The following is a 22,801-nucleotide window of genomic DNA, read 5'->3' on the forward strand; positions in this document are numbered from 1 at the left end:
CGTTACCCTGATCTGAGCCGGAAACAGGAGTCTTACATGTCTGGAATCAAGACGCTGGAAGGTGATTTCACCAACTGCAGCGGGCGCTATGCCCTGGTGATTGGCCGTTTCAACGCCTTCGTGGTGGAAAGCCTGGTGGAGGGTGCGATCGATACGCTGCGCCGTCACGGTATCGCCGAGAGTGACATCACCGTGGTTCGGGTGCCTGGCGCCTATGAAATGCCGCTGGCCGTCAAGCGCGTCGCTCAGACCGGCGACTACGACGCTATTATCGCCCTGGGTGCGGTGATTCGTGGCGGCACGCCTCACTTCGACTACGTCGCTGGCGAAGCCTCCAGCGGGATTGGCGCCGTGAGCCTGGAGACTGATGTCCCGGTCGCATTCGGTGTGTTGACTGTCGATTCCATCGAGCAGGCGATCGAGCGTTCCGGTACCAAGGCTGGCAACAAAGGCGCCGAGGCTGCCGTGACCGCGCTGGAAATGGTCAGTCTGTTCAAGAAGATAGGTGAATGATGAGCGATCAGGAAACGACCTCGCCAGAAGCGCCGGGAAGCGGTGCACCAAAGGCGGGTGAGCGCCGTCGGGCACGCATCCTGGCGATGCAGGCGCTTTACCACCGCCATTACTCCAAGAGCCCGGTCAGCGATATCGAGGCGGAGTTCATGGTGGACAACGATATGTCCAAGATCGACTCAGCCTATTTCCGCGACCTCTTGCGTGGTGTTCATCGTGAACAGGCGGATCTGGACAAGACTTTCGAGCCTTTTCTCGATCGCCCGCTGGGTGAAGTGGACCCCATCGAGCTGGCCATCGTTCGCCTGGGGACCTATGAACTCAAGCACCGCATCGACGTGCCGTATCGCGTTGTTATCAACGAGGGTATCGAGCTGGCCAAGCGCTTCGGCGGCACGGAAGGTCACAAGTTCGTCAACAGTATCCTGGACAAGCTCAGCCGCCGGCTGCGCCTGGCGGAAACCCGCCCCCGCTGAAGCATGGGCGAGTTCGAACTTATCAGGCAGGTGTTTGAGCCTGTCGCCCGCTTGAGCCGGACGCCGGGCCTGATCCTGGGTATCGGTGACGACTGCGCCATACAGCGCATACCGGAAGGTCACGAACTCGTCTTTTCCGTGGACACCCTGGTCGAGGGTGTTCACTTTCCCCGAGACTATAATCCCGAATACTTGGCAACGCGTGCCCTCGCGGTCGCTGTCAGCGATCTTGCTGCCATGGGCGCCGATCCGGTTTGCTATACCCTTGCGTTGACACTACCTCGCGCAGATCGCCCCTGGCTGGAGCGCTTTGGACGCACGTTAGCGCACACCAGTCGTGCTTTTGGCATTGCTCTCGCCGGTGGCGATACGACCCGTGGCCCACTTGCAGTTACGATTCAGGTCCACGGTACGGTGCCGGTCGGGCAGGCGCTGATGCGCGGTGGTGCGAAGCCGGGGGATAACGTTGTCGTGTCGGGCAGTCTGGGCGACGCTGCTGAAGCGTTGAACTGGCTTGACGTTGAAGCCGGCCAGAAGACGAATGTGTTACTCGATCGTTATCATCGGCCCCAGCCCAGGTTGCAGTTAGGTCAATATCTACGTGGCCGGGCCAGCGCAGCGATCGATATCTCCGATGGGCTGGCAGCCGATCTGGGGCATATTCTGGAAGCATCAGGCGTGGGTGCGCGGCTCGATCTTGCGTTGCTTCCGCTTTCCGCCGCGCTGGCAGAGGTTGCAGGGAGTAATGCGACGAGGCAGGCGCTAAACGGTGGCGACGACTATGAACTCTGCTTTACGGTGCCGAAGTCGCAGTGGTTGGAAGTCCAGCAAAGCCGCGAAGAAACGCTCACGGTAATTGGCGAAATTGTGGAAACGCCGGGGCTTCAGCTACAAAACGCGTCAGGGCTGGAATGCGGAGAGGGCGGCTACGATCACTTTCGCTAACTCAATGATGTCCACGCGGACGAAATTGCTATGAGAGCAAGAGTGACGAGCTGCGTGTTCGTGCCATCATCCAAAGGCTATTAATGTAGCGCAACGTCGTCTGGCAGTAGCTCGACCACGTGCAAGAAGCGCCGCAGCCCAATTTCTGCGCGGTCCCTCGACGCGAAGGGTCCGCTGTCGAAGCCCTCACGCGTGGTGAAGTACCACTTGCTACCGACACAGAAGAAACGGCTGCTGCGGAAAGGGACTGTCCCCTGCTCTCCATGCCTGTTCCTGGTATCCATTATCCTGCTCCCGTCCTCTGTAACGTTTTGGTTTCTCAGTGATCTGTCACGTTTCTGGATGCCGATAGCCCCAATTTAAATCATGTCTGGCGAAATTCAATACAAAGTTACGTTTGTAATGTGACACTGGATGAATTGTCAGAGAGGCGATTAGCCGCAGGCTTTCGCGCTTATCTTGCGCTTACCTCAGGCAATCGTCAAAATGCCGATTCGGTCGCGGTGCTGCCGCGGCTCACCTTCTGCTCACAGAATTATCGTCGCGAGGTTTTCATGTCATCAGGTCTTAACAGGCAGGGGCTCGCAAGCCACCTGAAGCTGTTCTTTGCGTTGTCTGTCGCTCTTGTAATGGCAGGCTGCGGCACGACATTCAAGAGCGTTCAGACCTGGGAGGGCCCCTCGGCTGAACGGAACCAGATCGCGATCCTGGAAAAGCCCGGCTCGGTCAAGGTATTGTCCGTCAACGGTCGGGATATGGATAACTTCCTGATGGACGACATCGAGCTGAACTACGAGCTCCTGCCTGGCCAGAATACCGTGGTGTTCACCTACAAGACGATCTGGGCCAAGAAGACGGTAGTGGAAGACGGCGAGTCCAAAGTGACTGCCATTGAAACCGATCCGCAGCAGGTGGTGATCAATGCGCAGGCCGGCGAAACCTACTCGTTCGTGGTGCCGGAGCCGCAGACGCAGCGGGAGGCGGAGCGTCTCGCGGAGAATTTCCAGGCGACCATCGTTAACGGGAATAGCCGCCAGGTTGCCCAATCGACCGACTACGTGGCGCCCAAACCACAGCTGCCTACGTTGAATGCCTCTGGTCAGCAGGTTGCGCCGGCCCCTGTCCAAACGCAGCCAGCGGGGGCTTCTGCAGCCAATGGAGCTAACGCGCCGTCGGGTGCCGCCACGGTGTCGCCTGCTGCCAATGGCCTGCCCACGCTGGAAGGCCTGAAACTGCTTTGGGAGCGCGCCAGTACTGAAGAGAAGAAAGATTTCCTGCGCTGGGCATTCCAGTAATACGTGCTTCGGGAAGACAGCCAGCCGCCGTTTTCCCGAATCCCGCCTTTCCGATCCGAGCTGGATATCAGCGCCGTAGACGTCCGACTGACTTCCGGATGGCACCTTCGATCATGTTCAGCGTGTCGTCCAGTAGCGTCGAGCCATGTTTATTGGGCTCCAGCTCTTCAGGCATTTCCGCCGGTAGCTCGTTAGCCGCTTCCTCGATACTTTCCAGACTGGGCTCCACCAGCTCTATCAGTCGTTGACCGTCCGGCACCACGTCCGGACACAGAGTGAAGTTCAGCGTCAGTCGGCCTTCGTAGCTGACCGCCACCACGACCAGCCCCATACTGTCGAACAACGGTGCCGTATTGTACTGGTGAGTCAGCTTCGCGCCCTGCAAATACAAGGGCACCTGCGGTCCGGGCACATTGGTAATCGGAACGTTGAATACCGGCTGGTAGCGCTGTGCAAGTTGCAACTCAGTGTAGAGTCGTGCAGACAGGGCAAGCATGGTGGAGGGCACCAGCTCAGTCAGTCGATCTGCCGCTATGGCCTCCTGGTACGGTTCGGAGGCCACGGCGTTCCAGTGGATGCGGCGAATTCGGGTCGCTGGACAGCGTTCGTTGGTGGCCAGGTCCAGGAGCATGGCGGACATCTGGTTGCCAGTGGGCCGTCGCAGACTCTTTGAGCGTACCGAGACGGGCGTCATGGCAACCAGCGAGCGGTCCAGGCTGATATTGTGCTCCTCCATGTAACGTCGCAGGATCTCCGCGCAGAGTCCCAGAACCACGTCGTTCAGCGTGACATCGCCGATAGAAGCCTTGATGGATTTGAGGCGGGATAAAGGCAGGCTCTTTCCGAGCACCCGGCGATTGCTGGTGATCTGTCGGTTGAAGGGGCTGTTGGGTGCTGAGAAGAGCGGCAGCGGTAAGGGTAGTCTGCGTAACTGCTTCTGGATCATGCCGCGGGTAGTCGCCTGGACGGCGGTTGAAGCCAGGGAGGCGATGCGAAACGGCTTGCGTAGCAGGTTGGCACCGACATGCATGAGAGCCCTCTGGTCCGTTGGGGCTGGGCGCGGACGCCAGGGCTGGGGCGGCTTGATTGAATCCGGGTGGGGGCTGTATTCCAACAGCTTGCCCATGATTTCCTCGCCGCTGAAGGCGTCAATCGCCGCGTGGTGCAGGCGTACGATGAGTGCAAACCCAGCCCCCTCGTCGGGTGGCGGCGAGTCGGCTGTCCGTTCCCCAGTATGCGTGTTCAGGCCGTCGACGAAGGTGATGTGCCAGAGGGGGCGGTCCCGTTTCAACGGTTCCTGCAGTATGCGGGAAGCCAGGGCGAGGAGGCTGTCCTGATCATTACGGGCGCCCATTTTAACATAGGCCAAGTGGCGCTCGATGCTGAAGTCGGCGTCGTCGACCCAGTAGGGATGGCCTAGGCGGAACGGTACCTGCTGTAGCTTCTCGCGGAAGAAAGGCACTACATGCAGGCGACTCCGCAAGTAGGCCACGAAGGTGCTGAACGAGAGGGGCGCCTGGCGGTCCTGGCCGTCGAATATGTAGATACCGCCGATGTGCATAGGCGCGGTGTCGGATTCCAGATAGAGAAACGAGGCATCCAGTTCGGACAGCTGCCGCATGTAACACTCCCTGCGTTGTCGGCCTGGGGCGATCCCGGTTAACCCTGCGCCCTACGGCGCTCAATACGACACGCTCTCGGGCGCTTGGGAACAACCGGCGTCTCCCTCGACATTGGCTTGGTAACGGGTCGCCATTATTGCGCCCCCCGCGCCAGGGCGTCGAGTGTCATAACGGGCTTTTTTGGCAAGACTTTGTCCGCTACAACGCCTTTCAATTGGTGTGCGGGTCAATCCAGCGGCTGAACTGGTTCGGCTCGGAGAGCTTATCCCAAAACCACCTTAGCGCGTTCCCCTGACACACCTGGTCGTTACCCTGGCTTTCCTGATGTCTGACCAGGTGGAGTATGACCGGTTGACGTACGGCCTCCACTTCAAGCTCCACCAGCTTGCCTGCCGCCAGTAGCTCGCGAACGCGAGGCTCCGGCAGCCAGCCAACACCGAGCCCTGCAACCTGCGCGCTGATCTTCTGATCCAGGTTCGTCACGGTAATGGTCCGCTGTCGATTGAAGATGCCCGCAGTAGCCGGTTGCAGATGGCGCGAACTGTCAGCCGCGACGATAGCCGGATACTGCGCCAGCACCTCCTCCTGGATAGGGCCGGCCTCCTGCGTAAGCGGATGATCCGGCGCCACCGCGTAGACGAACGGCACCTGTCCCAGAATGCGGGTAACGAAAGGGCCCGCCGGGCGGCTGACGGAATCGGCGCCAAAGACCAGATCGACCCGGCGACATTGGAGCGCGTCCCAGGCACCGGCGAAGACTTCCTCCACCAACTGGATTTCGACCGGGACATCCAGTGCCTGGAATTCACGGACCACCGCAAAAAGCGCGTCCATTGGCAGCAGGCTGTTGACCGCAATCTTGATCCTCGTCTCCCAGCCCTGGGCGACCTGCTTGGTTGCGTGGGCCAGCGCATCGGTCGCGTCGAGCAGCGCCCGGCCTTCGTTGAGCAGGTAGAGGCCGGCCGGGGTCAGTTTGGCGCGGTGGCCAGAGCGGTCAAAAATATCGATGCCCAGATCGTCCTCAAGTTTCTGCACGGTGTAGCTGATGGCTGACGGAACCCGGAAAAGCTCGGCAGCGGCGCCAGCAAAGCTCCCTCTCCGGTCAATGGCATCAAGGACTTTCAGGGCATCGATGGTTATCGCGTTATGCATGTTCAGACATTCTGAATGAATCGGCCAGAAATCATCGTTTGTGTGGCTTTCAGTGTAATCGTAGTCTCAAGGCATACACCAGTCGGTTTGAGTATGAGCCGATGTTCTCTTGCTGAAGTGATCTACACCTAGAGGAGACCACCATGGGATTGTTGGTTGACGGTAAATGGCAGGACAAGTGGTACGACACCGCAAAGACCGGCGGAAAATTCGAGCGCGAAAAGGCCCGCTTCAGGAATTGGGTCACGGCCGACGGCTCTCCTGGCCCCTCTGGAAAGGGGGGCTTTGCCGGTGAGTCGGACCGGTATCACCTCTATGTTTCCATGGCCTGCCCCTGGGCGCATCGCACGTTGGTCTTCAGGGCGCTAAAAGGCCTGGAGCCGCATACCTCGGTTTCGGTAGTGCATCCGCACATGCTGGAAAATGGCTGGGAATTCCGTCGGGACGACCCTGCGCATCGTGACCATGTCAACGGCAAGCGGTTCCTGCATGAGGTCTATACCCAGGTGGCGCCGGACTACACCGGGCGGGTAACTGTTCCTGTACTTTTCGATCGCAAAACCGGCGACATCGTCAGTAACGAATCTGCCGAGATCATTCGTATGTTCAATAGCGCATTCGACCACCTCGAAGGTGTTCGAGGGGGCATTGATTTCTACCCGCAGGCGTTGCGCGACGAGATTGAGGCTGTTAACGAGCGGGTGTACGACACGGTCAATAACGGCGTGTACAAGGCAGGGTTTGCGACGGCCCAGGATGCCTACGAAAAGGCTTACAACGAACTATTCGACTCTCTCGACTGGCTCGACTCGCGTCTGGCTGATCAGCGTTATCTGGTCGGCAATACGCCCACCGAGGCGGATTGGCGACTGTTCACCACGCTGGTACGTTTCGATGCCGTGTACTACGGTCACTTCAAGTGCAATCGGCAGCAGTTGGCGAGCTTTGGCAACCTGTCAGGCTATCTGCGCGACCTTTATCAGGTACAGGGCGTGGCGAAGACTGTGGATATTGAGCAGATCAAGCAGCACTACTACGTCAGTCAGCGGACCGTCAATCCGACCCAGATTGTGCCCGTCGGTCCTCAACTGGACTTCGTGGCATCCCATGGGCGTGAGTCATTGGGGCCTGACGTCGCATAGCGCTAGGCCGTGCGTGCGACGGCAACTTCCGTGAGTAGTATCAGTGCATCGCGATGGCCCGATGAGGGTAGGGCGGTTACGCACTCGCGGGCCTTTTCCGCCTCGGCCTTCGCCCTGGAAACGGTGTAGTCGAGTGCGCCCGAGCTTTCCACGATATCCAGAATGCGCTCCAGTTGATCGAGCCCCCCCTTGCGAATGGCCGAGCGGAGGAGTTGGCTATCGGTTTCGTTGGCGTTGGCCATGGCATAGATCAGCGGCAGGGTAGGTTTGCCCTCCGCCAGATCGTCACCCACGTTCTTGCCCATGGTTTCGGCGTCACCGCGATAGTCCAGTACGTCATCCACGAGCTGGAAGGCCATGCCGAGATGCTTGCCGTACTTCTGCAAGCTGGTCTCGATCTCCCCATTGGCCCCGGCCAACAAAGCGCCGGAGTGGGAGGCGGCCTCGAACAACATCGCGGTCTTGTTGTGGATAACCGTCATGTAGTGACTTTCCGAGATGTCCGGGTTGCGCGTGTTCATGAGCTGTAGCACCTCGCCCTCGGCGATGACGGCGGTCGCGTTCGAGAGTACGTCCATGATCGGCATGCTGCCCAGTTCCACCATCATCTGGAAGGCCCGGGAATAGAGGAAATCACCGACCAGAACGCTGGGTGCGTTGCCCCAGCGGGCGTTGGCCGTGGCTTTTCCGCGCCGAAGGTCCGAGGTGTCCACGACATCGTCGTGGAGCAGGGTGGCGGTATGCAGGAACTCGATAACAGCGGCCAGCTTGAGGTGGTCGTCGCGTTCGTAGCCCAGTGCTCGGGCTGTAAGCAGCACCAGCAATGGGCGCAGGCGCTTGCCGCCGCTTTCCACGATGTACTGGGCGATCTTTTCGACCAGCGGAACATCGGATGATAGACGACGGGTAATCAAATCGTTGACGCGGGCGAAGTCGTCCGCCACGGTTTCATAGATACGCTGCGCGGTCATGCGGATGATCCGGTTGTTATCGGGTGGGACGCGGCAATGCTAGGTACTGCTCCCAGGCCTGTCAACTTGATAGGCCCGTCGGGGCAGCAATAGATCGTCCGCGCTGTCATGGCCTTATGTTATATGTCGAGGTATCTGAAATTAAGGCCTTTTGGGGCTAAGGCGCCCTAATTTTCTGTCGGCTTCTACATCTCCCTCCAAGTCAAAGAGGCGATTCTGGAGTAAATCAGGGCGTCGCTTGTAAAGAGCGGGTGGTTTTCGTACAATTGCGCGCCCTGGGATTTGCCGGTTCGACGTTTGGTCGGCGGGTCCTGCACTCATCCCAACCTGCGCTCCCTGCTATAGGGTTGCCAGAGCGCTTCCCTTAGAACCAGGTGGATTAAAGAGCAGGGATGGGTCATACGTGGCCTCGCACGGTGTGGCGGGCCAGTTGAACGCAGCGGAGTAGAACATGTACGCAGTGATTGTCAGCGGTGGTAAGCAGCACCGCGTAGCCGAGGGCGAAGTCCTCAAGCTGGAAAAGATTGAAGCCGAAACCGGCGGCACGGTTGAGTTCGACCGCGTACTGCTGGTTGCCGATGGCGACAACGTCAAGGTCGGCGAGCCGGTTGTGAGCGGTGCCTCTGTGACAGCAGAAGTCGTACGTCACGGCCGTGGCGACAAGGTGCAGATCATCAAGTTCCGTCGTCGTAAGCACCACATGAAGCGTCAGGGCCACCGCCAGTGGTTTACTGAAGTCAAGATCACGGGTATCAAGGGCTAAGGTCCGGGAAACCCCATTAGAGGAGGCTAGTCATGGCTCATAAAAAGGCAGCAGGTAGTACCCGTAACGGTCGCGATTCCGAGTCGAAACGACTTGGGGTCAAGCGTTTTGGCGGCCAGGTGGTCAGCGCCGGCAGCATCATCGTGCGTCAGCGCGGCACTCGTTTCCATGCTGGCAGCAATGTTGGCCTGGGTCGTGACCACACGCTGTTCGCCAAGGCGGATGGTGTCGTGAAGTTCGAGGCCAAAGGTCCTGAAAGCCGCAAGACTGTGAGCATTGTTCCGGCCCAGTAAGGGGCTGACCGCTTACATAGCTGTACCGAAAGCCCCGCAGCCTCCCATCGAGCCTGCGGGGCTTTTTCGTCTAAGGGGGTATAGGGCGTTAGTCAGAAGTTCCTCTGGCGCCCTGGCCCACCATTTTTCTTATAATGGCATTCTTCTCAATTGGGTTGGATGGCCAATCCGGGGCAGGCAAACCATGAAATTCGTAGATGAATCGACAATTCGGGTCCAGGCTGGCAATGGTGGCCATGGTTGCCTGAGTTTCCGTCGCGAAAAATATGTCCCCAAAGGCGGCCCGGACGGTGGTGATGGCGGTGATGGCGGATCGGTGTATCTCGAAGCGGATTCTGCGCTGAATACGTTGGTGGATTACCGCTTCCAGCGTTCCTATAAGGCTCAGTCCGGCGAGGGCGGTGCTGGGCGCAATTGCTCCGGCAGTAAGGGAGAGGATCTGGTGCTTCAGGTTCCTGTGGGCACCACTGTCGTCGACATGGATACCCATGAGGTGCTGGGTGACCTGACGCGCCCGGGCGAGCAGCTCAAGGTCGCCCAGGGCGGTTTTCATGGTCTGGGCAATACGCGCTTCAAGTCGTCGATTAACCGTGCGCCCCGGCAAACCACCAAGGGCACCCCTGGCGAAGTGCGAAATCTTCGCCTGGAGCTCAAGGTATTGGCTGACGTCGGTTTGTTGGGGCTGCCCAATGCGGGTAAATCCACCTTCATTCGCGCGGTGTCGGCCGCGCGACCGAAGGTGGCGAACTATCCGTTCACCACACTGGTGCCGAACCTGGGTGTGGTCAGTGTCCAGGCGCACCAGAGCTTTGTGGTTGCCGATATTCCCGGGCTGATCGAAGGTGCGGCGGAAGGTGCCGGATTGGGCATCCGCTTCCTCAAGCATCTGGTGCGTACCCGTTTGTTGCTCCATCTGGTGGATGTTGCGCCCTATGACGGTACGAATCCCGTGGACAGTGTGCGCGCCATAGTGGGTGAGTTGCAGAAGTTCAGTGAAACTCTTGCCGGCCGCGAGCGTTGGCTGGTGTTCAATAAAGTGGATGTGCTACCCGAAGACGAGCGGGAATCCGTTTGTCAGGCCATTGTCGATGAGTTGGGCTGGGAAGGTCCGGTTTACCGCATTTCCGCGCTGAGCGGCGATGGCACCAAGCCGCTCTGTCAGGCGATTATGCGCTGGATCGAGCGGCGTGCGGAGGACGAGGCGGAAAATCCCGAGGTGGCTGAGCAGGAAGCGGTCCTTCGCCGTCGTATGGATGACGAGGCGCGGTCGCAGATCGAAGCGATCAAGGAGGCCCGCCGGGCGGCCCGACTCAACAACGACGATTTTGATGACGACGATGACGACGACGTCGAGGTGGTCTACGCACCCGAATAGCGACTCGTTGCTGGAGTATTTTTCCTCTGGGCACAGGTGTGCTCGGCGATTTCGGGGTAATCACGGATTTTCGAGGTGATCAGGGATCATGGCTGAACGTGGGCGGGTGCAGCGGGCTCGGCGACTGGTGGTAAAAATCGGCAGCGCGTTGTTGACCGACGATGGCCGGGGGCTGGATGTGACGGCACTGGCTGGCTGGGTCGACCAGTTGACGGCGCTGATTCGCGACGATATCGAGGTAGTGCTGGTATCGTCCGGTTCGGTCGCGGAAGGGATGAGTCGGCTTGGTTGGCGTGAGCGGCCGCAGCATTTGCATGAGCTTCAGGCTGCGGCGGCCGTGGGGCAGATGGGGCTCGTTCAGACTTGGGAGGCCCAGTTCAAGCGTCATGGGCTTCATTCGGCTCAAATCCTGCTAACCCACGATGATCTTTCGGACCGCAAGCGTTATCTAAATGCGCGCAGCACGCTGAGAACGCTTCTCGACCTGGGCGTTATTCCGATCGTCAACGAAAACGACACTGTCGTCACTGACGAAATTCGCTTTGGTGACAACGATACCCTGGGTGCGCTGGTGGCTAACCTGGTTGAGGCGGATGGTCTCGTCATCCTCACCGATCAGGATGGCCTGTTTGATCGGGACCCGCGAAAGCATGCTGATGCGACCCTGGTCGACGAGCGTTTGGCCAGTGATGCGGGGCTTGATGCCATGGCTGCCGGCGGTGCCGGCATGCTTGGGCGCGGCGGTATGCAAACCAAGGTGCGTGCGGCGCGACTGGCGGCACGCTCGGGTGCGTTTACGGTGATTGTGGGTGGTCGGCTCGAACAGGTGATCACCCGGTTGCGGGCAGGTGAGTCGTTGGGCACATTGTTGCTGCCCGAGCAGGGGCGTATCGCGGCCCGCAAGCAGTGGCTGGCCAGCCACCTGAAGACTCGCGGCCAATTGGTGTTGGATGATGGTGCTGTTCGCGTGCTCTGTCAGGGCGGGCGCAGCCTGCTGCCGGTTGGCGTTCGGTCCGTGACCGGTCAGTTCCGCAGGGGGGAGATGGTGTCCTGTGCGGATGAGTTCGGTAGGGAGGTCGCGCGCGGTCTGGTGAACTACGATGCGGATGAGGCGCGAGCTATTGCGGGGCGCTCCAGTGATCGTATTGCTGAAGTGCTGGGCTACGTTTCCGATGAGGAGATGATTCACCGGGACAATCTGGTAATCGTCTGACTTGGTCGCTGCAAGGGTATCGAAAACAAAAAACCGGCCAATTGGCCGGTTTTTTACATCTAAGTGTCGATCAGGCGCTTTTCAGACCCTTGATCTTGGTGGTCATGCGGCTCTTGAGGCGCGCCACCTTGTTCTTGGGGTAGATGCCTTTGTTGACCATGCTGTCCAGGATCGGCTGGGCGGTCTTGAAGGCGGCTTGGGCTTCTTCGTAGTTGCCGGCGTTGATCTTGCTTTCGACTTTCTTTACGTAGGTGCGCGACATGGAACGCAGGCTGGCGTTGTGCTTGCGGTTCTTCTCGTTCTGACGAGCGCGCTTACGGGCTTGGGGAGAGTTGGCCACCGTGTAACTCCTGAAATTCGTTTCTAGAAAATGGCGTTTCTGAATAAAAGGCGGGCGCGCATACAATCAGCGCCTCAAAATAAATGACGCGGAATGATGCCGGCCAAGGCCTGTTCTGTCAAGTTAAAAACGGCTGTGATGCGGGTTCCTTGCCTTATGGTAGACTCCCGAGCGGCAAACGCTGGCGGCCCGCTGTCGCGGTTTCCTTTATTGTTGCCATACCGTTTATCCACAACAAGGATGATGTTTGATGGCGTCCGATCCCGCCTCGCCTGAAACGCCTGAGCCGACCTCGAAAGCGCCTGGCCTGTTACGCTCCTCTAGTGTCGTCGGGTCGATGACCATGTTGTCGCGGGTGCTGGGTCTGGTGCGGGATATGGTCATTGCCCGCTATTTCGGCGCCGGGACAGCGGCGGATGCATTTTTTGTCGCCTTCAAGATTCCCAATTTCCTCCGACGTCTGTTTGCCGAGGGTGCCTTCTCTCAGGCGTTCGTGCCTGTACTCTCGTCCTATCGCCAGAATCGTTCTCTGTCGGAAGTTCATCAATTGGTCAATGCGGTAGCCGGCACGCTCGGATTGGTGCTGCTGGGAGTGACGCTCATTGCGGTCATCGGCGCGCCGGTATTGACTGCCGTGTTTGCTCCCGGCTTTACGGAGGATCCGGAAAAGTTTGCCCTCGCCAGCGATATGCTGCGGATTACCTTTCCGTATCTACTACTGATCTCGCTCACGGCCTTCGCTGGCGCAATCCTCAATAGCTACGATCGGTTTGCGGTGCCCGCCTTCACGCCGGTGCTGCTCAATCTGGCGATGATCGGAGCGGCTATCTTCCTCTCGCCTCTTATGCAGACGCCGGTCATGGCGCTGGCTTGGGGGGTGTTCATTGCCGGTGCCATCCAGCTGTTCTTCCAGTTGCCTTTCCTGATGCGACTGGGGTTGATGCCGCGGCCGCGTGTCGACTACCGGCATGAGGGCGTGAGCCGCGTCCTCAAGCTAATGGCGCCTGCCATCTTTGGCGTTTCCGTAAGCCAGATAAATCTGCTGCTGGACACGGTGCTGGCGTCGTTCCTGCAAACCGGTAGCGTTTCCTGGCTCTACTACTCGGATCGCCTCTCCGAGCTGCCGTTGGGAGTTTTTGGGGTCGCGATAGGGACGGTGATCCTGCCCAATCTCTCGCGAAAGCATGCCGCTGAACGGCCTGAGCATTTTGCGGCAACGGTGGACTGGGCTATCCGCGCCGTGCTGCTCATCGGTGTGCCGGCGGCAGTGGCGCTGGTGTTGCTTGCAGAGCCGTTGATTGCGACGCTCTTCCACTATGGAGAGGTGACAGATCGGGATGTCGCCATGGCGGCGCAGAGTCTGCGAGCCTACTCGGTCGGTTTGCTGGCCTTCATGCTGATCAAGGTGCTCGCACCCGGATTTTTTGCGCGCCAGGATACGCGCACACCTGTCAAGATCGGGGTCATTGCCATGGTCGCCAACATGGTCTTTAACCTCGCATTGGTCTTTCCGCTGGCTCATGCCGGGTTGGCGCTTGCTACTTCGCTGTCTGCATGGCTCAACGCAACGCTCCTCTGGCGCGGACTGAAGCGAGAGGGCGCTTGGAAGTTGCAGCCGCGGTGGATACGTTTTCTGGTTCAACTGGGATTGGCGAACGCGGCGCTTGGTGCCGTTATCTTCTTGCTGAACGCGCCGGTCGAGGCCTGGCTCGGCATGTCCGGCCTGCAACGGGCGAAAGAAATGGCGATTCTCGTTGGGGCCGGGGTGCTGGTCTACTTCATCGTGCTGGCCCTGGCCGGTGTTCGCATCAGGCATTTCCGTTTGCGGTAAGCAGCATGATATCGCGGGGAACCGCATCTTATACCGTGGGTCCAGATCGTTTATAATTGCGCGTTTCCTAAAGTCTCCCTAATCACCCGCGAAGGTATGTAGTGCATGCGGCTTATTCGAGGCCTCGCAAACCTGGAAGCATTGAGCGGCCGACCCGATTCGCCATTGAAGGACGGGTGCGTCGCCACCATTGGTAATTTTGACGGTGTGCACATCGGTCACCAGACCATTATCCAGCAGGTGCACGACCGTGCTGAAGCCGCGGGTTTGCCCAGCCTTGTTATGATCTTCGAGCCGCAGCCACGGGAGTTCTTCCAGGGTGGCGAGGCGCCGCCGCGCCTCACAGGCTTTCGTCAGAAGCTGCAGGCCTTGAAGGATCAGGATGTGGACATCGTGCTGTGCGTGCATTTTGATGAGCGCTTCCGCAGCTATTCCGCCATGGGCTTCATCGAAGACGTCCTGATTGAAGGCTTGGCGGTCCAGCACCTGGTCATCGGCGATGATTTCCGCTTCGGCTGTGACCGGGCGGGGGACTTTGCTCTATTGCAGAAAGTCGGCGCGGACGCGGGTTTCGGCGTTGAACGCACCGTCACCGTCGAGGTCGGCGATGAGCGCGTAAGCAGCACACGCGTACGCCAGTGCCTGCAGCGGAACGACTTGAACGAGGCAGAGCAACTGCTCGGCGCGCCTTACGCTATCGAGGGGCGCATCGTATACGGGCGCCAGCTCGGACGGGATCTGGATGCACCAACTGCGAATATCGTGCTGAAGCAAAGGCCCGCGTTGCGAGGCGTTTTTGTGGTCCGGGCGACATTGCAGGACGGACGCGTCCATGAGGGTGTCGCCAATATCGGTGTGAGGCCCACGGTTGACGGCCGTCAGCCGTCGTTGGAAGTGCACCTTTTTGACTTTGCTGGCACACTGTACGGCCAGCGGCTGCGGGTGGAATTCCGCCATCCGTTGCGGGACGAGATCAAGTTCGACTCCGTCGAGGCGCTGAAAGGCCAGATCAAACAGGACCTCCGGGATGCCCGGGACTGGCTGGCGGCGCACTGACCTCCTGACGGACGTATTCCACTCCAAGATTCACCATTGACCGACAGAGCATTATGAGCGATTACAAGCATACCCTGAACCTGCCGGAAACCGGGTTTCCGATGCGCGGTAACCTCGCTAAGCGCGAGCCCGAAATGCTCCAACAATGGCAGGACGCAGACATTTACGGCAAGCTGCGCAAGGCCCGTGTCGGTCGTGATCGCTTTATTTTGCATGATGGCCCTCCGTACGCGAACGGCAACATCCACATCGGCCATGCGGTCAACAAGATTCTCAAGGACATGATCGTGAAGTCCCGCAGTCTGATGGGCTACGACGCCCCCTACGTGCCGGGCTGGGATTGTCATGGTCTGCCGATCGAGCACAAGGTGGAGCAGGAAATCGGCAAGGCGGGCGTCAAGGTCGACTACAAGACCTTCCGTCAGGCCTGTCGTGACTATGCGGCCAAACAAATCGAAGGTCAGAAGACTGACTTTATCCGGCTGGGTGTATTCGGTTCGTGGGACAAGCCGTATCTAACCATGGATCCCAAGGTCGAAGCGGATATCATCCGTGCGCTCGGCCGTATCGTCGAAAATGGCCACTTGGTACGTGGCTATAAGCCGGTCTATTGGAGCGTGGTCGGTCAATCGGCGCTGGCCGAAGCGGAAGTCGAATACCAGGACAAGACTTCGACCCAGATCGATGTGCGTTTTACCGCGGTAGACCCGTCTGGTGTGCTCGCGCTGTTTGGTGAGCCGGGCGGCGAAGGTCCGATCTCTGTCGTGATATGGACCACCACTCCCTGGACGATCCCGGCCAACCAGGCGGTTTCGCTGAATGCCGAGCTGGATTATTCGCTGGTCCAGTTGGACGCCGGTAATGGTCCCGAGCGCATGGTTCTGGCCTCGGCCATGATTGAAGACATCATGGGGCGTTGGTCGGTCGAAAATTATCAGATTCTCGGAACTTGCGGCGGTAAGGCCCTTGAGCATCAGAAGCTGCAGCATCCGCTCTACGACAAGCAGGTCCCGGTCATCCTGGGCGATCACGTCACAACCGACGCCGGTACAGGGGCAGTGCACACGGCCCCGGACCACGGTATCGAAGACTTTACCGTTGGCAAGGAATACGGCATTGACACGCTGAATATGGTGCAGGCGGACGGCACCTATACGTCAGCGGCCGGCGAGTTTGCCGGTATGCATGTCTACAAGGTGGATGACCCGATCAGCGACGCGCTCGAGCGCGCCGGTAAGCTGGTACGCAAGGAAAAATTCCAGCACAGCTACCCGCACTGCTGGCGGACCAAGACCCCCCTGATTTACCGCGCAACACCGCAGTGGTTCATCAGTATGGACGTAAAAGGGCTCAAGGCGGATGCGCTAGAGGCCATCAAGGGTGTGCGGTGGGTTCCGGCCTGGGGACAGAATCGTATCGAAGCGATGGTCGAACAATCTCCGGACTGGTGTATCTCGCGTCAGCGTACCTGGGGCGTGCCGATCGCATTGTTTATCCATAAGGAAACCCAAGAACTGCACCCCAATACCCCCGAGCTGATCGAGGCTGTCGCCAAACAGGTGGAAGAGGGTGGTATCGACGCCTGGTACGAACTGGATGCTTCGGCGATGTTGGGTGCCGATGCTGAAACCTACGAGAAGGTGACGGATACGCTGGACGTCTGGTTCGACTCCGGCGTAACTCATGCGTCTGTGCTACAGAAGCGGGAAGATCTGGGGCAGTTCCCCGCCGATATGTACCTGGAAGGTTCCGACCAGCATCGCGGTTGGTTCCAGTCCTCCCTGAAGACCTCGATTGCCATCAACGGCGTTGCGCCCTACAAACAGGTGCTGACTCACGGTTTTACCGTCGATGGCAAGGGGCGCAAGATGTCTAAATCCCTGGGCAACGTTATCGCGCCCCAGGAGGTCATGAACGAGCTTGGCGCCGATATCCTGCGGCTTTGGGTTGCGGCGACCGACTACAGCGGCGAAATGACGGTGTCCAAGGACATCCTGAAGCAGACCGCAGACGGTTATCGGCGTATCCGTAACACCGCGCGGTTCCTGCTCAGCAACCTCAATGGTTTCGACCCGGCCCCGCACGCCGTGGCTCCGGAAGAGATGCTGGCACTGGACCGCTGGATGGTTGATCGTGCATTGACCATGCAGCAGGAGCTGAACGAGGACTTCAGCAACTACGCATTCCTCAAGGTCTACCAGAAGATCTACAACTTCTGTGAAGCGACCCTGGGCGGCTTCTACCTGGATATCATCAAGGACCGTCAGTACACCACCCAGGCCGACAGCCTTGCACGTCGGTCCTGCCAGACCGCGCTCTACCACGTGGCAGAAGCGCTGGTGCGCTGGATAGCTCCGATCCTCAGTTTCACCGCCGATGAGATCTGGCAGCACCTGCCGGGTGAGCACGGCGAGAGCGTTTTCCTGGAAGACTGGTACGCGGGGCTCACCGCTCTGCCAGCCGACACGGACATGGGGCGCGACTATTGGGAGCGTATCCAGGAAGTGAAGGAAGCCGTTAACAAGTGCCTGGAAGATGCCCGTAACCGCGGCGAAATCAAGGGGTCACTGAGCGCCGAGGTCACGCTCTATTGCGAGGGCGACCTGAAAGCGGATCTCGAGGCCCTGGGTGACGAACTGCGTTTCGTACTGATCACCTCCGAGGCAACGGTTGCGCCTGTCGCCGAGGCGTCCAACGCGGAGGTCACTAACCTTGAGGGACTCCGTGTCAGTGTCAAGCCAACAGAGAACGCCAAGTGTGACCGGTGCTGGCATCACCGTGCAGATGTTGGCGAGCACCCCGAGCATCCCAAGCTTTGCGGTCGTTGCATCGACAATATCGAAGGGCAGGGCGAGGCGAGGACTTACGCTTGACGATGGCTGGGACAGGAAGTGCTAAAGAAGATGCCGAGATGGCCCGCTCGCCACTGAACTGGCTTTGGTTGGCGGCCGTGGTCATTGCGCTGGACCTTGGCACCAAGGCACTGGCGTCGAGCATGCTCAGCTACGGCGAGCCGGTGCCTGTGCTGCCGTTTTTCAACTTGACGCTGCTCCACAATACCGGCGCCGCGTTTAGTTTCCTGGCCGGAGAGGCCGGTTGGCAACGGTGGTTCTTTATCGGCTTGGCGGCTGTGGTGTCCGTGGTATTGGTGCGGTGGCTGGTTACCCTTAAATCAAACGAGCGATGGATGGCTTGTGCGATCGCGCTTATCCTCGGCGGCGCCATCGGCAACGTATACGATCGGGTGATTCATGGTTATGTGGTGGATTTCATCCACTTCTACTGGAACCAGTATCACTTTCCAGCCTTTAATCTTGCTGATACGGCTATCACAGTCGGTGCCATCATGATGATAGTGGATCTTTTCCGTAAGCCGCAGGAGCAGAGAGATTGATTATGAGCGCGCTTCCAATCGATACAGGGACCCGCGTGACGCTGCATTTTGCTCTCAAACTGGAAGATGGCAGCGAGATCGACTCGACCTTCGGCAAGGCGCCGGCCACCCTTGAAATTGGTGACGGTAACCTGCCTGAAAACTTCGAGTCCTATTTGTTCGGGCTGACCGCCGGCGAGCGCAAAGCGTTTGACGTGCCGCCGGAGAAAGGGTTCGGTCAGCATAATCCGTCGAACATCCAGACGTTCAAACGTTCGGAGTTCGGGCCGGATATGGTGCTCGAACAGGGTGCGGTCATTTCGTTTGCCGACGCTCGTCAGGGCGAATTGCCCGGTGTGGTTCACCGCGTCGAAGGCGATCAGGTCGAGGTGGATTTCAATCACCCGCTTTCAGGGCGTACACTGACCTTTGAAGTGGAAATCGTCAGCGTGGAGCCCGCGCAGACAGCACACTGACTCAGGGCGCTTCTCTAAGCCTCGCCCTTCCGGAACAGCAGGACAAGCAATGCAGATTCGACTGGCCAATCCCCGCGGCTTTTGTGCCGGCGTCGACCGCGCGATCGAGATCGTCAACCGGGCGCTGGATGTCTTCGGAGCGCCGATCTACGTGCGCCACGAAGTCGTGCACAACAAGTTCGTGGTCAGCAATCTGCGTGATCGCGGTGCGATCTTTGTCGACGAGCTGGACGAAGTGCCGGACGACCACTTGGTGATCTTCAGCGCCCATGGCGTATCCCAGGCTGTGAAGAACGAAGCCGACCGCCGTGGGCTCAAGGTCTTCGACGCGACCTGTCCGCTGGTTACCAAGGTGCACATGGAAGTCATGCGCTACAGCCGCGACGGGCACGAGTGCATCCTCATTGGGCATGAGGGGCATCCCGAGGTAGAAGGGACCATGGGACAGTATGACCGTAGCAACGGCGGTGATATCTACCTGGTCGAGGACGAGTCCGATGTCCAGCGCCTGGAAGTCAAGGACCCGTCACGCCTGGCGTATGTTACCCAGACCACGCTGTCGATGGATGACACCGCCCGCGTCATCGACGCGCTGCGCGAGAAATTCCCCGAGATAAAAGGGCCGCGTAAAGACGACATCTGCTATGCCACCCAGAACCGCCAGGACGCGGTCAAACAGCTCGCCGGCGACTGCGACCTCATGCTCGTCGTCGGTTCCCCCAACAGCTCCAACTCCAACCGCCTACGCGAACTCGCCGAGCGCATGGGCACCCCCGCCTACCTGATCGACGACGCCAGTCAAATCGAATCCACATGGCTGGAAAATCGCAAATCCGTTGGTGTCACCGCCGGCGCCTCCGCCCCGGAAGTGTTGGTACACGATGTGATCGCACGGCTACGTGAACTCGGGTGCGATGCGCCTGAGGAAATCGCGGGTCGTGAGGAGAACATTGTCTTTTCTATGCCGCGGGAGTTGCGGATTGACGTGGTGAATGTATGACGGCGAGCAGTCTCCGCGAACAGTAACGAGATAGCCAAGCGAAAAAGCGTGATCTTGATCACGCTTTTTTTTGGCCTGGATACCGCTCATTCCTGGCTTTTTTCCGTTCGTCGTTTGTGAGTACCTATTTCCCGCGGCATTTCATAACCTCAAGCTCAAGTTAAAGGAGGTCTGTTTTATGCGTATCCGGATCAGTCGCGGTTTTACCCTCGTCGAGCTGATGATTACCTTTGCGGTGGCTGCGATTCTGGTAACGGTCGCACTGCCGAGTTTCCGGGATTTAATGGCGCGTAACGAGCTTGTCACGGTCACTAACAGTTGGGTCGGGGCGCTGAATACAGCGCGTGCAGAAGCCGTCAAGCTCAATCAGCACGTGGCATTTTGTGGAGAAGACGACGTGCCGACAAGCGGGGCCGGTTCCGACTGTAGCGCATCCAAGGCCGGTGAAGTGCGTTATCTACCTCGAAATGGCGGCGCCGCGGAAGCGCTTCATGCGGCGCTTACTGATTCGGTCACCCAGCCTTTAGTGATCGCGGCATCAACCGCCGTTCGGTTCAGGGGCGATGGTGTCGGATATCGGGGAGATAACATGACGACGCCATACAGTACGGCCGGTGGTGGTCCGCCGGTTGTCGTGCTTTGTAGTACCGCTCTCACCGTTGACAACGCTCGCCGTGTTGAGCTGATTGCCGGCACCAGGGTGCAGGTCGTTACAGAAACCCGGGCGAGCTGCCCGTGAGAGATGTTGTGGGGCAAATTTTGAACTGTGCGCGAAGTGTAAAGGGTGATTTATGCATCTAACGACCAGCTTTCTTGGGCGGCGACGTGGAGGCGGGGTTAGCTATCGCCAATCCGGTGTGGGCTTGATCGAAGTGCTGATCGCCGTTCTGGTGCTCTCAGTCGGTTTTCTCGGTATGGCGGCTTTGCAGTCTAAGGCGCTGAGCAACAACAACAGCGCCATGGTGCGCAGTATTGGCACGATCGCCAGCTACTCCATTCTGGATGCCATGCGAGTCGATCAGACCGGCGTTCAAGCGGGTGATTATGATGATTTCAACGTGTCGGTGCCCGCGGCATGGGACGCTCCGGGGGATTGTTCCGGGTTGGGGTCGGGCGGCGCCCTTGCGCGGGCGAACCAGAATCAGTGGTGTGACGATCTCGGCAGTTTGATGGGGCCAGGTACCAAAGGTGAAATCAGCGCGGACGGTGGCGGTAATTACACCATTACCATCACCTTCAACGACGAACGGGCCACCGGTGGTAGCGCAAGTCAGACCATGATTACGCGGGCGAAATTATGATGTTTAACAGTCAACGTAAAATTCCGGCCTCAAGACGAACGGATAGCGGTTTTACTCTGATCGAACTGATGATCGCAATGGTCCTCGGGTTGCTGATCGTCGCCGGTGTCGGAAGTGTGTTCATTGCGAACCAGAATGCCTATCGCACCAATGTAGCCCTTGGTGAAGTGCAGGAAAGTGCCCGTACGTCTTTCGAATTCCTGGCCAGGGATATTCGCTCCGCTGGGGCCAATCCGTGTGGCACGGCCAGCGTCGCAAGCGTACTGAAGCCGGGCGGAGATTCGATGCTATACAGCAGCGGAGGCATAGAGGGATGGGAGAACGCGACAACGGCGCCGAATCTGCCGGCCAGCGGTGTGGGTGCGCCGGTGGCGGGCGCTGGGGACGCCCTTCGCCTGGCGGGTGCCCGGGGCGCAGGGCTGGAGCTTGAATCGACAAACGGGCAGCGGCTGAGTGTCAATCTGAAGAGCGCAACGACGGCGATCGGTAAGGGCGATATCGTCATGATCTGTGATATCGAAAAGGCCACCCTGTTCCAGGTGACCAGTGATAATGCGTCAAACAAGACCGTGACCCATAACAAGGATGATGGCTCGCCCGGCAACCAGACAGAGTGCCTGAATCATCCCGTACCGCAGTCGCCCGGGTCCACCTGCACCACGTTCAGCCCTTCGTCCTACCTGGCGATACCCACCAACTACGTCTGGTATATCGGCGAAAATGACGCCGGTGGCCGCTCGCTGTATCGATATGGTCGCGGTCAGGAAGCAACGTCAGGAACGGCTGAGATGGTGCGGGGCGTTTGGGCAATGGAGGTGACCTACCACGAGCAGGGCGGCAATTCGTATGTTGCCGCTGGCAGCGTTGGTAACTGGGAGACTGTCGACGCGGTCAGGCTCGAGTTGACCGTACGCAGTGGTGGAGTTCAGCCGGCCAGTGCTATGGGGGCGGGAACTGACAACCAGCCTCTCGAGCGGGCATTCACTTCCACCGTGGCCCTGCGCAACCGGCTGGATAACTGACAGGTAGAGCGGCGAACTATGAAACGCAATCGAAAAAAACAAACCGTAGCGATGGGCTGCCCGGCCCGACAGCGTGGCATGGCCCTGTTTGTCTCCCTGATCTTGCTGGTTGTCGTAACGCTGGTTGGTCTGGCGGGCATGCGGGGCACGATCCTGCAGGAGCGCATGGCGGGTGGTGCCTATGACCGTGAAACGGGCTTCCAGGCAGCTGAGGCAGCCCTGATGCTGGCGGCACAAGACTTCACCAGTAACCCATCGACTTGGGATAACGAAATCGCTGCGAATGCCAGTGATCTGGATTGCAGCAACAAGAGCTGCGCCTCTAACCCCAGTGGCCAGATAGCCAACGCTCGCTGGAAGTCCGTTACGTCTGGAACCTCCGCGAGTGAATTCACCGCAATCGATAGCAGCAATCCGCCGCAATACGTCGTGCAGTTGCTGGGGGATTGTTCGTCAACTGGTGCCGGCGGCGGATTTACCGGAACGACCGACCAGAACGAAGGGGGCCCGGGAGGCAGTCAGCTCAACAATCAGGGCACGTGTTACCGCATTACCGCGCGAGCGCTTGATCCCACTGCGTCGGTAAACGCTGACCGTGCGCAGGTTCTTCTTCAAGCGACCTACCGGATGTAGGAGATATCC

The 22,801-nt window shown here is 59.1% G+C and carries 24 protein-coding genes; 19 read left to right on the top strand and 5 right to left on the bottom strand.

Features of this window, described 5'->3' with window-relative positions; all coding sequences use genetic code 11:
* The first annotated feature begins 36 nt into the window (after positions 1-36).
* The 3 genes from ribH to thiL are packed head-to-tail and all read left to right on the top strand — an operon-like array spanning position 37 to position 1,934.
* Positions 37-513, top strand: a complete 477-nt coding sequence (gene ribH, locus RE428_RS04870) for a 6,7-dimethyl-8-ribityllumazine synthase (RefSeq protein WP_004580853.1) — start codon at positions 37-39, stop codon at positions 511-513.
* Positions 513-989, top strand: coding sequence for a transcription antitermination factor NusB (gene nusB / locus RE428_RS04875; RefSeq protein WP_040883227.1), 477 nt, complete (start codon positions 513-515; stop codon positions 987-989). Before ribH ends, nusB begins: the two co-directional genes overlap by 1 nt.
* Before the next feature lie 3 nt (positions 990-992).
* Positions 993-1,934, top strand: coding sequence for a thiamine-phosphate kinase (gene thiL / locus RE428_RS04880; RefSeq protein ID WP_004580855.1), 942 nt, complete (start codon positions 993-995; stop codon positions 1,932-1,934).
* 80 nt (positions 1,935-2,014) lie between these two features.
* On the opposite strand, the gene RE428_RS04885 is transcribed toward thiL, so the two are convergent.
* Complete coding sequence (locus RE428_RS04885) at positions 2,015-2,218, bottom strand: DUF6316 family protein (RefSeq protein ID WP_004580856.1); 204 nt, start codon at positions 2,216-2,218, stop codon at positions 2,015-2,017.
* Between the two features lie 270 nt (positions 2,219-2,488).
* On the opposite strand from RE428_RS04885, the gene RE428_RS04890 reads away from it, so the two are divergent.
* The gene (locus RE428_RS04890; RefSeq protein ID WP_081614583.1) at positions 2,489-3,229 is read left to right on the top strand and encodes a DUF2057 family protein; all 741 of its coding nucleotides are present in this window, start codon (positions 2,489-2,491) and stop codon (positions 3,227-3,229) included.
* Positions 3,230-3,296: 67 nt separating this feature from the next.
* On the opposite strand, the gene RE428_RS04895 is transcribed toward RE428_RS04890, so the two are convergent.
* The gene (locus tag RE428_RS04895; protein WP_004580858.1) at positions 3,297-4,850 is read right to left on the bottom strand and encodes a WS/DGAT/MGAT family O-acyltransferase; all 1,554 of its coding nucleotides are present in this window, start codon (positions 4,848-4,850) and stop codon (positions 3,297-3,299) included.
* Between the two features lie 211 nt (positions 4,851-5,061).
* Entirely contained in the window at positions 5,062-6,003 is a 942-nt protein-coding gene (locus tag RE428_RS04900) for a LysR family transcriptional regulator (protein WP_004580859.1), read from the bottom strand.
* Positions 6,004-6,146: 143 nt separating this feature from the next.
* On the opposite strand from RE428_RS04900, the gene RE428_RS04905 reads away from it, so the two are divergent.
* On the top strand, positions 6,147-7,145 hold the full coding sequence (locus RE428_RS04905) for a glutathione S-transferase family protein (protein WP_004580860.1): 999 nt from the start codon (positions 6,147-6,149) through the stop codon (positions 7,143-7,145).
* 2 nt (positions 7,146-7,147) lie between these two features.
* Here the strand turns inward: RE428_RS04905 and ispB are convergent, their stop codons facing one another.
* Positions 7,148-8,116 (bottom strand): octaprenyl diphosphate synthase, encoded by a 969-nt coding sequence (gene ispB / locus RE428_RS04910; RefSeq protein WP_004580861.1) that lies wholly within the window; start codon positions 8,114-8,116, stop codon positions 7,148-7,150.
* Positions 8,117-8,567: 451 nt separating this feature from the next.
* Here ispB and rplU point away from each other — a divergent pair, with 451 nt between their 5' ends.
* The 4 genes from rplU to proB all read left to right on the top strand — a co-directional run bounded on the left by rplU (position 8,568) and on the right by proB (position 11,760).
* Positions 8,568-8,879, top strand: coding sequence for a 50S ribosomal protein L21 (gene rplU, locus RE428_RS04915; protein ID WP_004580862.1), 312 nt, complete (start codon positions 8,568-8,570; stop codon positions 8,877-8,879).
* Between the two features lie 32 nt (positions 8,880-8,911).
* Positions 8,912-9,172 carry a 50S ribosomal protein L27 gene (gene rpmA, locus RE428_RS04920; RefSeq protein WP_004580863.1) on the top strand — a complete coding sequence of 87 codons (261 nt, stop codon included), beginning with the start codon at positions 8,912-8,914 and terminating at the stop codon, positions 9,170-9,172.
* A 184-nt stretch (positions 9,173-9,356) separates the two neighbouring features.
* Positions 9,357-10,547 (top strand): Obg family GTPase CgtA, encoded by a 1,191-nt coding sequence (cgtA, locus tag RE428_RS04925; protein ID WP_004580864.1) that lies wholly within the window; start codon positions 9,357-9,359, stop codon positions 10,545-10,547.
* Positions 10,548-10,635: 88 nt separating this feature from the next.
* On the top strand, positions 10,636-11,760 hold the full coding sequence (gene proB, locus RE428_RS04930) for a glutamate 5-kinase (RefSeq protein ID WP_004580865.1): 1,125 nt from the start codon (positions 10,636-10,638) through the stop codon (positions 11,758-11,760).
* A 70-nt stretch (positions 11,761-11,830) separates the two neighbouring features.
* On the opposite strand, the gene rpsT is transcribed toward proB, so the two are convergent.
* Positions 11,831-12,100 carry a 30S ribosomal protein S20 gene (rpsT, locus tag RE428_RS04935; protein WP_004580866.1) on the bottom strand — a complete coding sequence of 90 codons (270 nt, stop codon included), beginning with the start codon at positions 12,098-12,100 and terminating at the stop codon, positions 11,831-11,833.
* 250 nt (positions 12,101-12,350) lie between these two features.
* Here rpsT and murJ point away from each other — a divergent pair, with 250 nt between their 5' ends.
* The 10 genes from murJ (at position 12,351) to RE428_RS04985 (ending at position 22,792) form a co-directional block, all read left to right on the top strand.
* Positions 12,351-13,931, top strand: a complete 1,581-nt coding sequence (gene murJ, locus RE428_RS04940) for a murein biosynthesis integral membrane protein MurJ (protein ID WP_004580867.1) — start codon at positions 12,351-12,353, stop codon at positions 13,929-13,931.
* A 105-nt stretch (positions 13,932-14,036) separates the two neighbouring features.
* A complete protein-coding gene (ribF, locus tag RE428_RS04945) occupies positions 14,037-14,987 on the top strand; it encodes a bifunctional riboflavin kinase/FAD synthetase (RefSeq protein ID WP_004580868.1) in 951 nt (316 codons plus the stop codon).
* A gap of 53 nt (positions 14,988-15,040) precedes the next feature.
* Positions 15,041-17,860 carry an isoleucine--tRNA ligase gene (ileS, locus tag RE428_RS04950; RefSeq protein ID WP_004580869.1) on the top strand — a complete coding sequence of 940 codons (2,820 nt, stop codon included), beginning with the start codon at positions 15,041-15,043 and terminating at the stop codon, positions 17,858-17,860.
* 38 nt (positions 17,861-17,898) lie between these two features.
* Positions 17,899-18,381 (top strand): signal peptidase II, encoded by a 483-nt coding sequence (gene lspA / locus RE428_RS04955; RefSeq protein ID WP_004580870.1) that lies wholly within the window; start codon positions 17,899-17,901, stop codon positions 18,379-18,381.
* A 2-nt stretch (positions 18,382-18,383) separates the two neighbouring features.
* A complete protein-coding gene (gene fkpB / locus RE428_RS04960; RefSeq protein ID WP_004580871.1) occupies positions 18,384-18,836 on the top strand; it encodes an FKBP-type peptidyl-prolyl cis-trans isomerase in 453 nt (150 codons plus the stop codon).
* A gap of 49 nt (positions 18,837-18,885) precedes the next feature.
* On the top strand, positions 18,886-19,836 hold the full coding sequence (gene ispH, locus RE428_RS04965) for a 4-hydroxy-3-methylbut-2-enyl diphosphate reductase (RefSeq protein ID WP_004580872.1): 951 nt from the start codon (positions 18,886-18,888) through the stop codon (positions 19,834-19,836).
* A 178-nt stretch (positions 19,837-20,014) separates the two neighbouring features.
* Positions 20,015-20,575 carry a GspH/FimT family pseudopilin gene (locus tag RE428_RS04970; RefSeq protein WP_004580873.1) on the top strand — a complete coding sequence of 187 codons (561 nt, stop codon included), beginning with the start codon at positions 20,015-20,017 and terminating at the stop codon, positions 20,573-20,575.
* 52 nt (positions 20,576-20,627) lie between these two features.
* A complete protein-coding gene (gene pilV / locus RE428_RS04975; RefSeq protein WP_051079780.1) occupies positions 20,628-21,137 on the top strand; it encodes a type IV pilus modification protein PilV in 510 nt (169 codons plus the stop codon).
* Complete coding sequence (locus tag RE428_RS04980; RefSeq protein WP_081614584.1) at positions 21,134-22,159, top strand: PilW family protein; 1,026 nt, start codon at positions 21,134-21,136, stop codon at positions 22,157-22,159. Before pilV ends, RE428_RS04980 begins: the two co-directional genes overlap by 4 nt.
* Positions 22,160-22,177: 18 nt before the next feature.
* Positions 22,178-22,792, top strand: a complete 615-nt coding sequence (locus RE428_RS04985) for a pilus assembly PilX family protein (RefSeq protein WP_004580876.1) — start codon at positions 22,178-22,180, stop codon at positions 22,790-22,792.
* The last annotated feature ends 9 nt before the right edge of the window (positions 22,793-22,801 follow it).

This window comes from Marinobacter nanhaiticus D15-8W, assembly GCF_036511935.1.
GTDB lineage: Bacteria > Pseudomonadota > Gammaproteobacteria > Pseudomonadales > Oleiphilaceae > Marinobacter_A > Marinobacter_A nanhaiticus.

Excerpts from the sequence above, each read along its gene's own strand:
- ribH (WP_004580853.1), top strand. The coding sequence starts at position 37 with ATGTCTGGAATCAAGACGCTGGAAGGTGATTTCACCAACTGCAGCGGG.
- nusB (WP_040883227.1), top strand. The coding sequence starts at position 513 with ATGAGCGATCAGGAAACGACCTCGCCAGAAGCGCCGGGAAGCGGTGCA.
- thiL (WP_004580855.1), top strand. The coding sequence starts at position 993 with ATGGGCGAGTTCGAACTTATCAGGCAGGTGTTTGAGCCTGTCGCCCGC.
- RE428_RS04885 (WP_004580856.1), bottom strand. The coding sequence starts at position 2,218 with ATGGATACCAGGAACAGGCATGGAGAGCAGGGGACAGTCCCTTTCCGC.
- RE428_RS04890 (WP_081614583.1), top strand. The coding sequence starts at position 2,489 with ATGTCATCAGGTCTTAACAGGCAGGGGCTCGCAAGCCACCTGAAGCTG.
- RE428_RS04895 (WP_004580858.1), bottom strand. The coding sequence starts at position 4,850 with ATGCGGCAGCTGTCCGAACTGGATGCCTCGTTTCTCTATCTGGAATCC.
- RE428_RS04900 (WP_004580859.1), bottom strand. The coding sequence starts at position 6,003 with ATGCATAACGCGATAACCATCGATGCCCTGAAAGTCCTTGATGCCATT.
- RE428_RS04905 (WP_004580860.1), top strand. The coding sequence starts at position 6,147 with ATGGGATTGTTGGTTGACGGTAAATGGCAGGACAAGTGGTACGACACC.
- ispB (WP_004580861.1), bottom strand. The coding sequence starts at position 8,116 with ATGACCGCGCAGCGTATCTATGAAACCGTGGCGGACGACTTCGCCCGC.
- rplU (WP_004580862.1), top strand. The coding sequence starts at position 8,568 with ATGTACGCAGTGATTGTCAGCGGTGGTAAGCAGCACCGCGTAGCCGAG.
- rpmA (WP_004580863.1), top strand. The coding sequence starts at position 8,912 with ATGGCTCATAAAAAGGCAGCAGGTAGTACCCGTAACGGTCGCGATTCC.
- cgtA (WP_004580864.1), top strand. The coding sequence starts at position 9,357 with ATGAAATTCGTAGATGAATCGACAATTCGGGTCCAGGCTGGCAATGGT.
- proB (WP_004580865.1), top strand. The coding sequence starts at position 10,636 with ATGGCTGAACGTGGGCGGGTGCAGCGGGCTCGGCGACTGGTGGTAAAA.
- murJ (WP_004580867.1), top strand. The coding sequence starts at position 12,351 with ATGGCGTCCGATCCCGCCTCGCCTGAAACGCCTGAGCCGACCTCGAAA.
- ribF (WP_004580868.1), top strand. The coding sequence starts at position 14,037 with ATGCGGCTTATTCGAGGCCTCGCAAACCTGGAAGCATTGAGCGGCCGA.
- ileS (WP_004580869.1), top strand. The coding sequence starts at position 15,041 with ATGAGCGATTACAAGCATACCCTGAACCTGCCGGAAACCGGGTTTCCG.
- lspA (WP_004580870.1), top strand. The coding sequence starts at position 17,899 with ATGGCCCGCTCGCCACTGAACTGGCTTTGGTTGGCGGCCGTGGTCATT.
- fkpB (WP_004580871.1), top strand. The coding sequence starts at position 18,384 with ATGAGCGCGCTTCCAATCGATACAGGGACCCGCGTGACGCTGCATTTT.
- ispH (WP_004580872.1), top strand. The coding sequence starts at position 18,886 with ATGCAGATTCGACTGGCCAATCCCCGCGGCTTTTGTGCCGGCGTCGAC.
- RE428_RS04970 (WP_004580873.1), top strand. The coding sequence starts at position 20,015 with ATGCGTATCCGGATCAGTCGCGGTTTTACCCTCGTCGAGCTGATGATT.
- pilV (WP_051079780.1), top strand. The coding sequence starts at position 20,628 with ATGCATCTAACGACCAGCTTTCTTGGGCGGCGACGTGGAGGCGGGGTT.
- RE428_RS04980 (WP_081614584.1), top strand. The coding sequence starts at position 21,134 with ATGATGTTTAACAGTCAACGTAAAATTCCGGCCTCAAGACGAACGGAT.
- RE428_RS04985 (WP_004580876.1), top strand. The coding sequence starts at position 22,178 with ATGAAACGCAATCGAAAAAAACAAACCGTAGCGATGGGCTGCCCGGCC.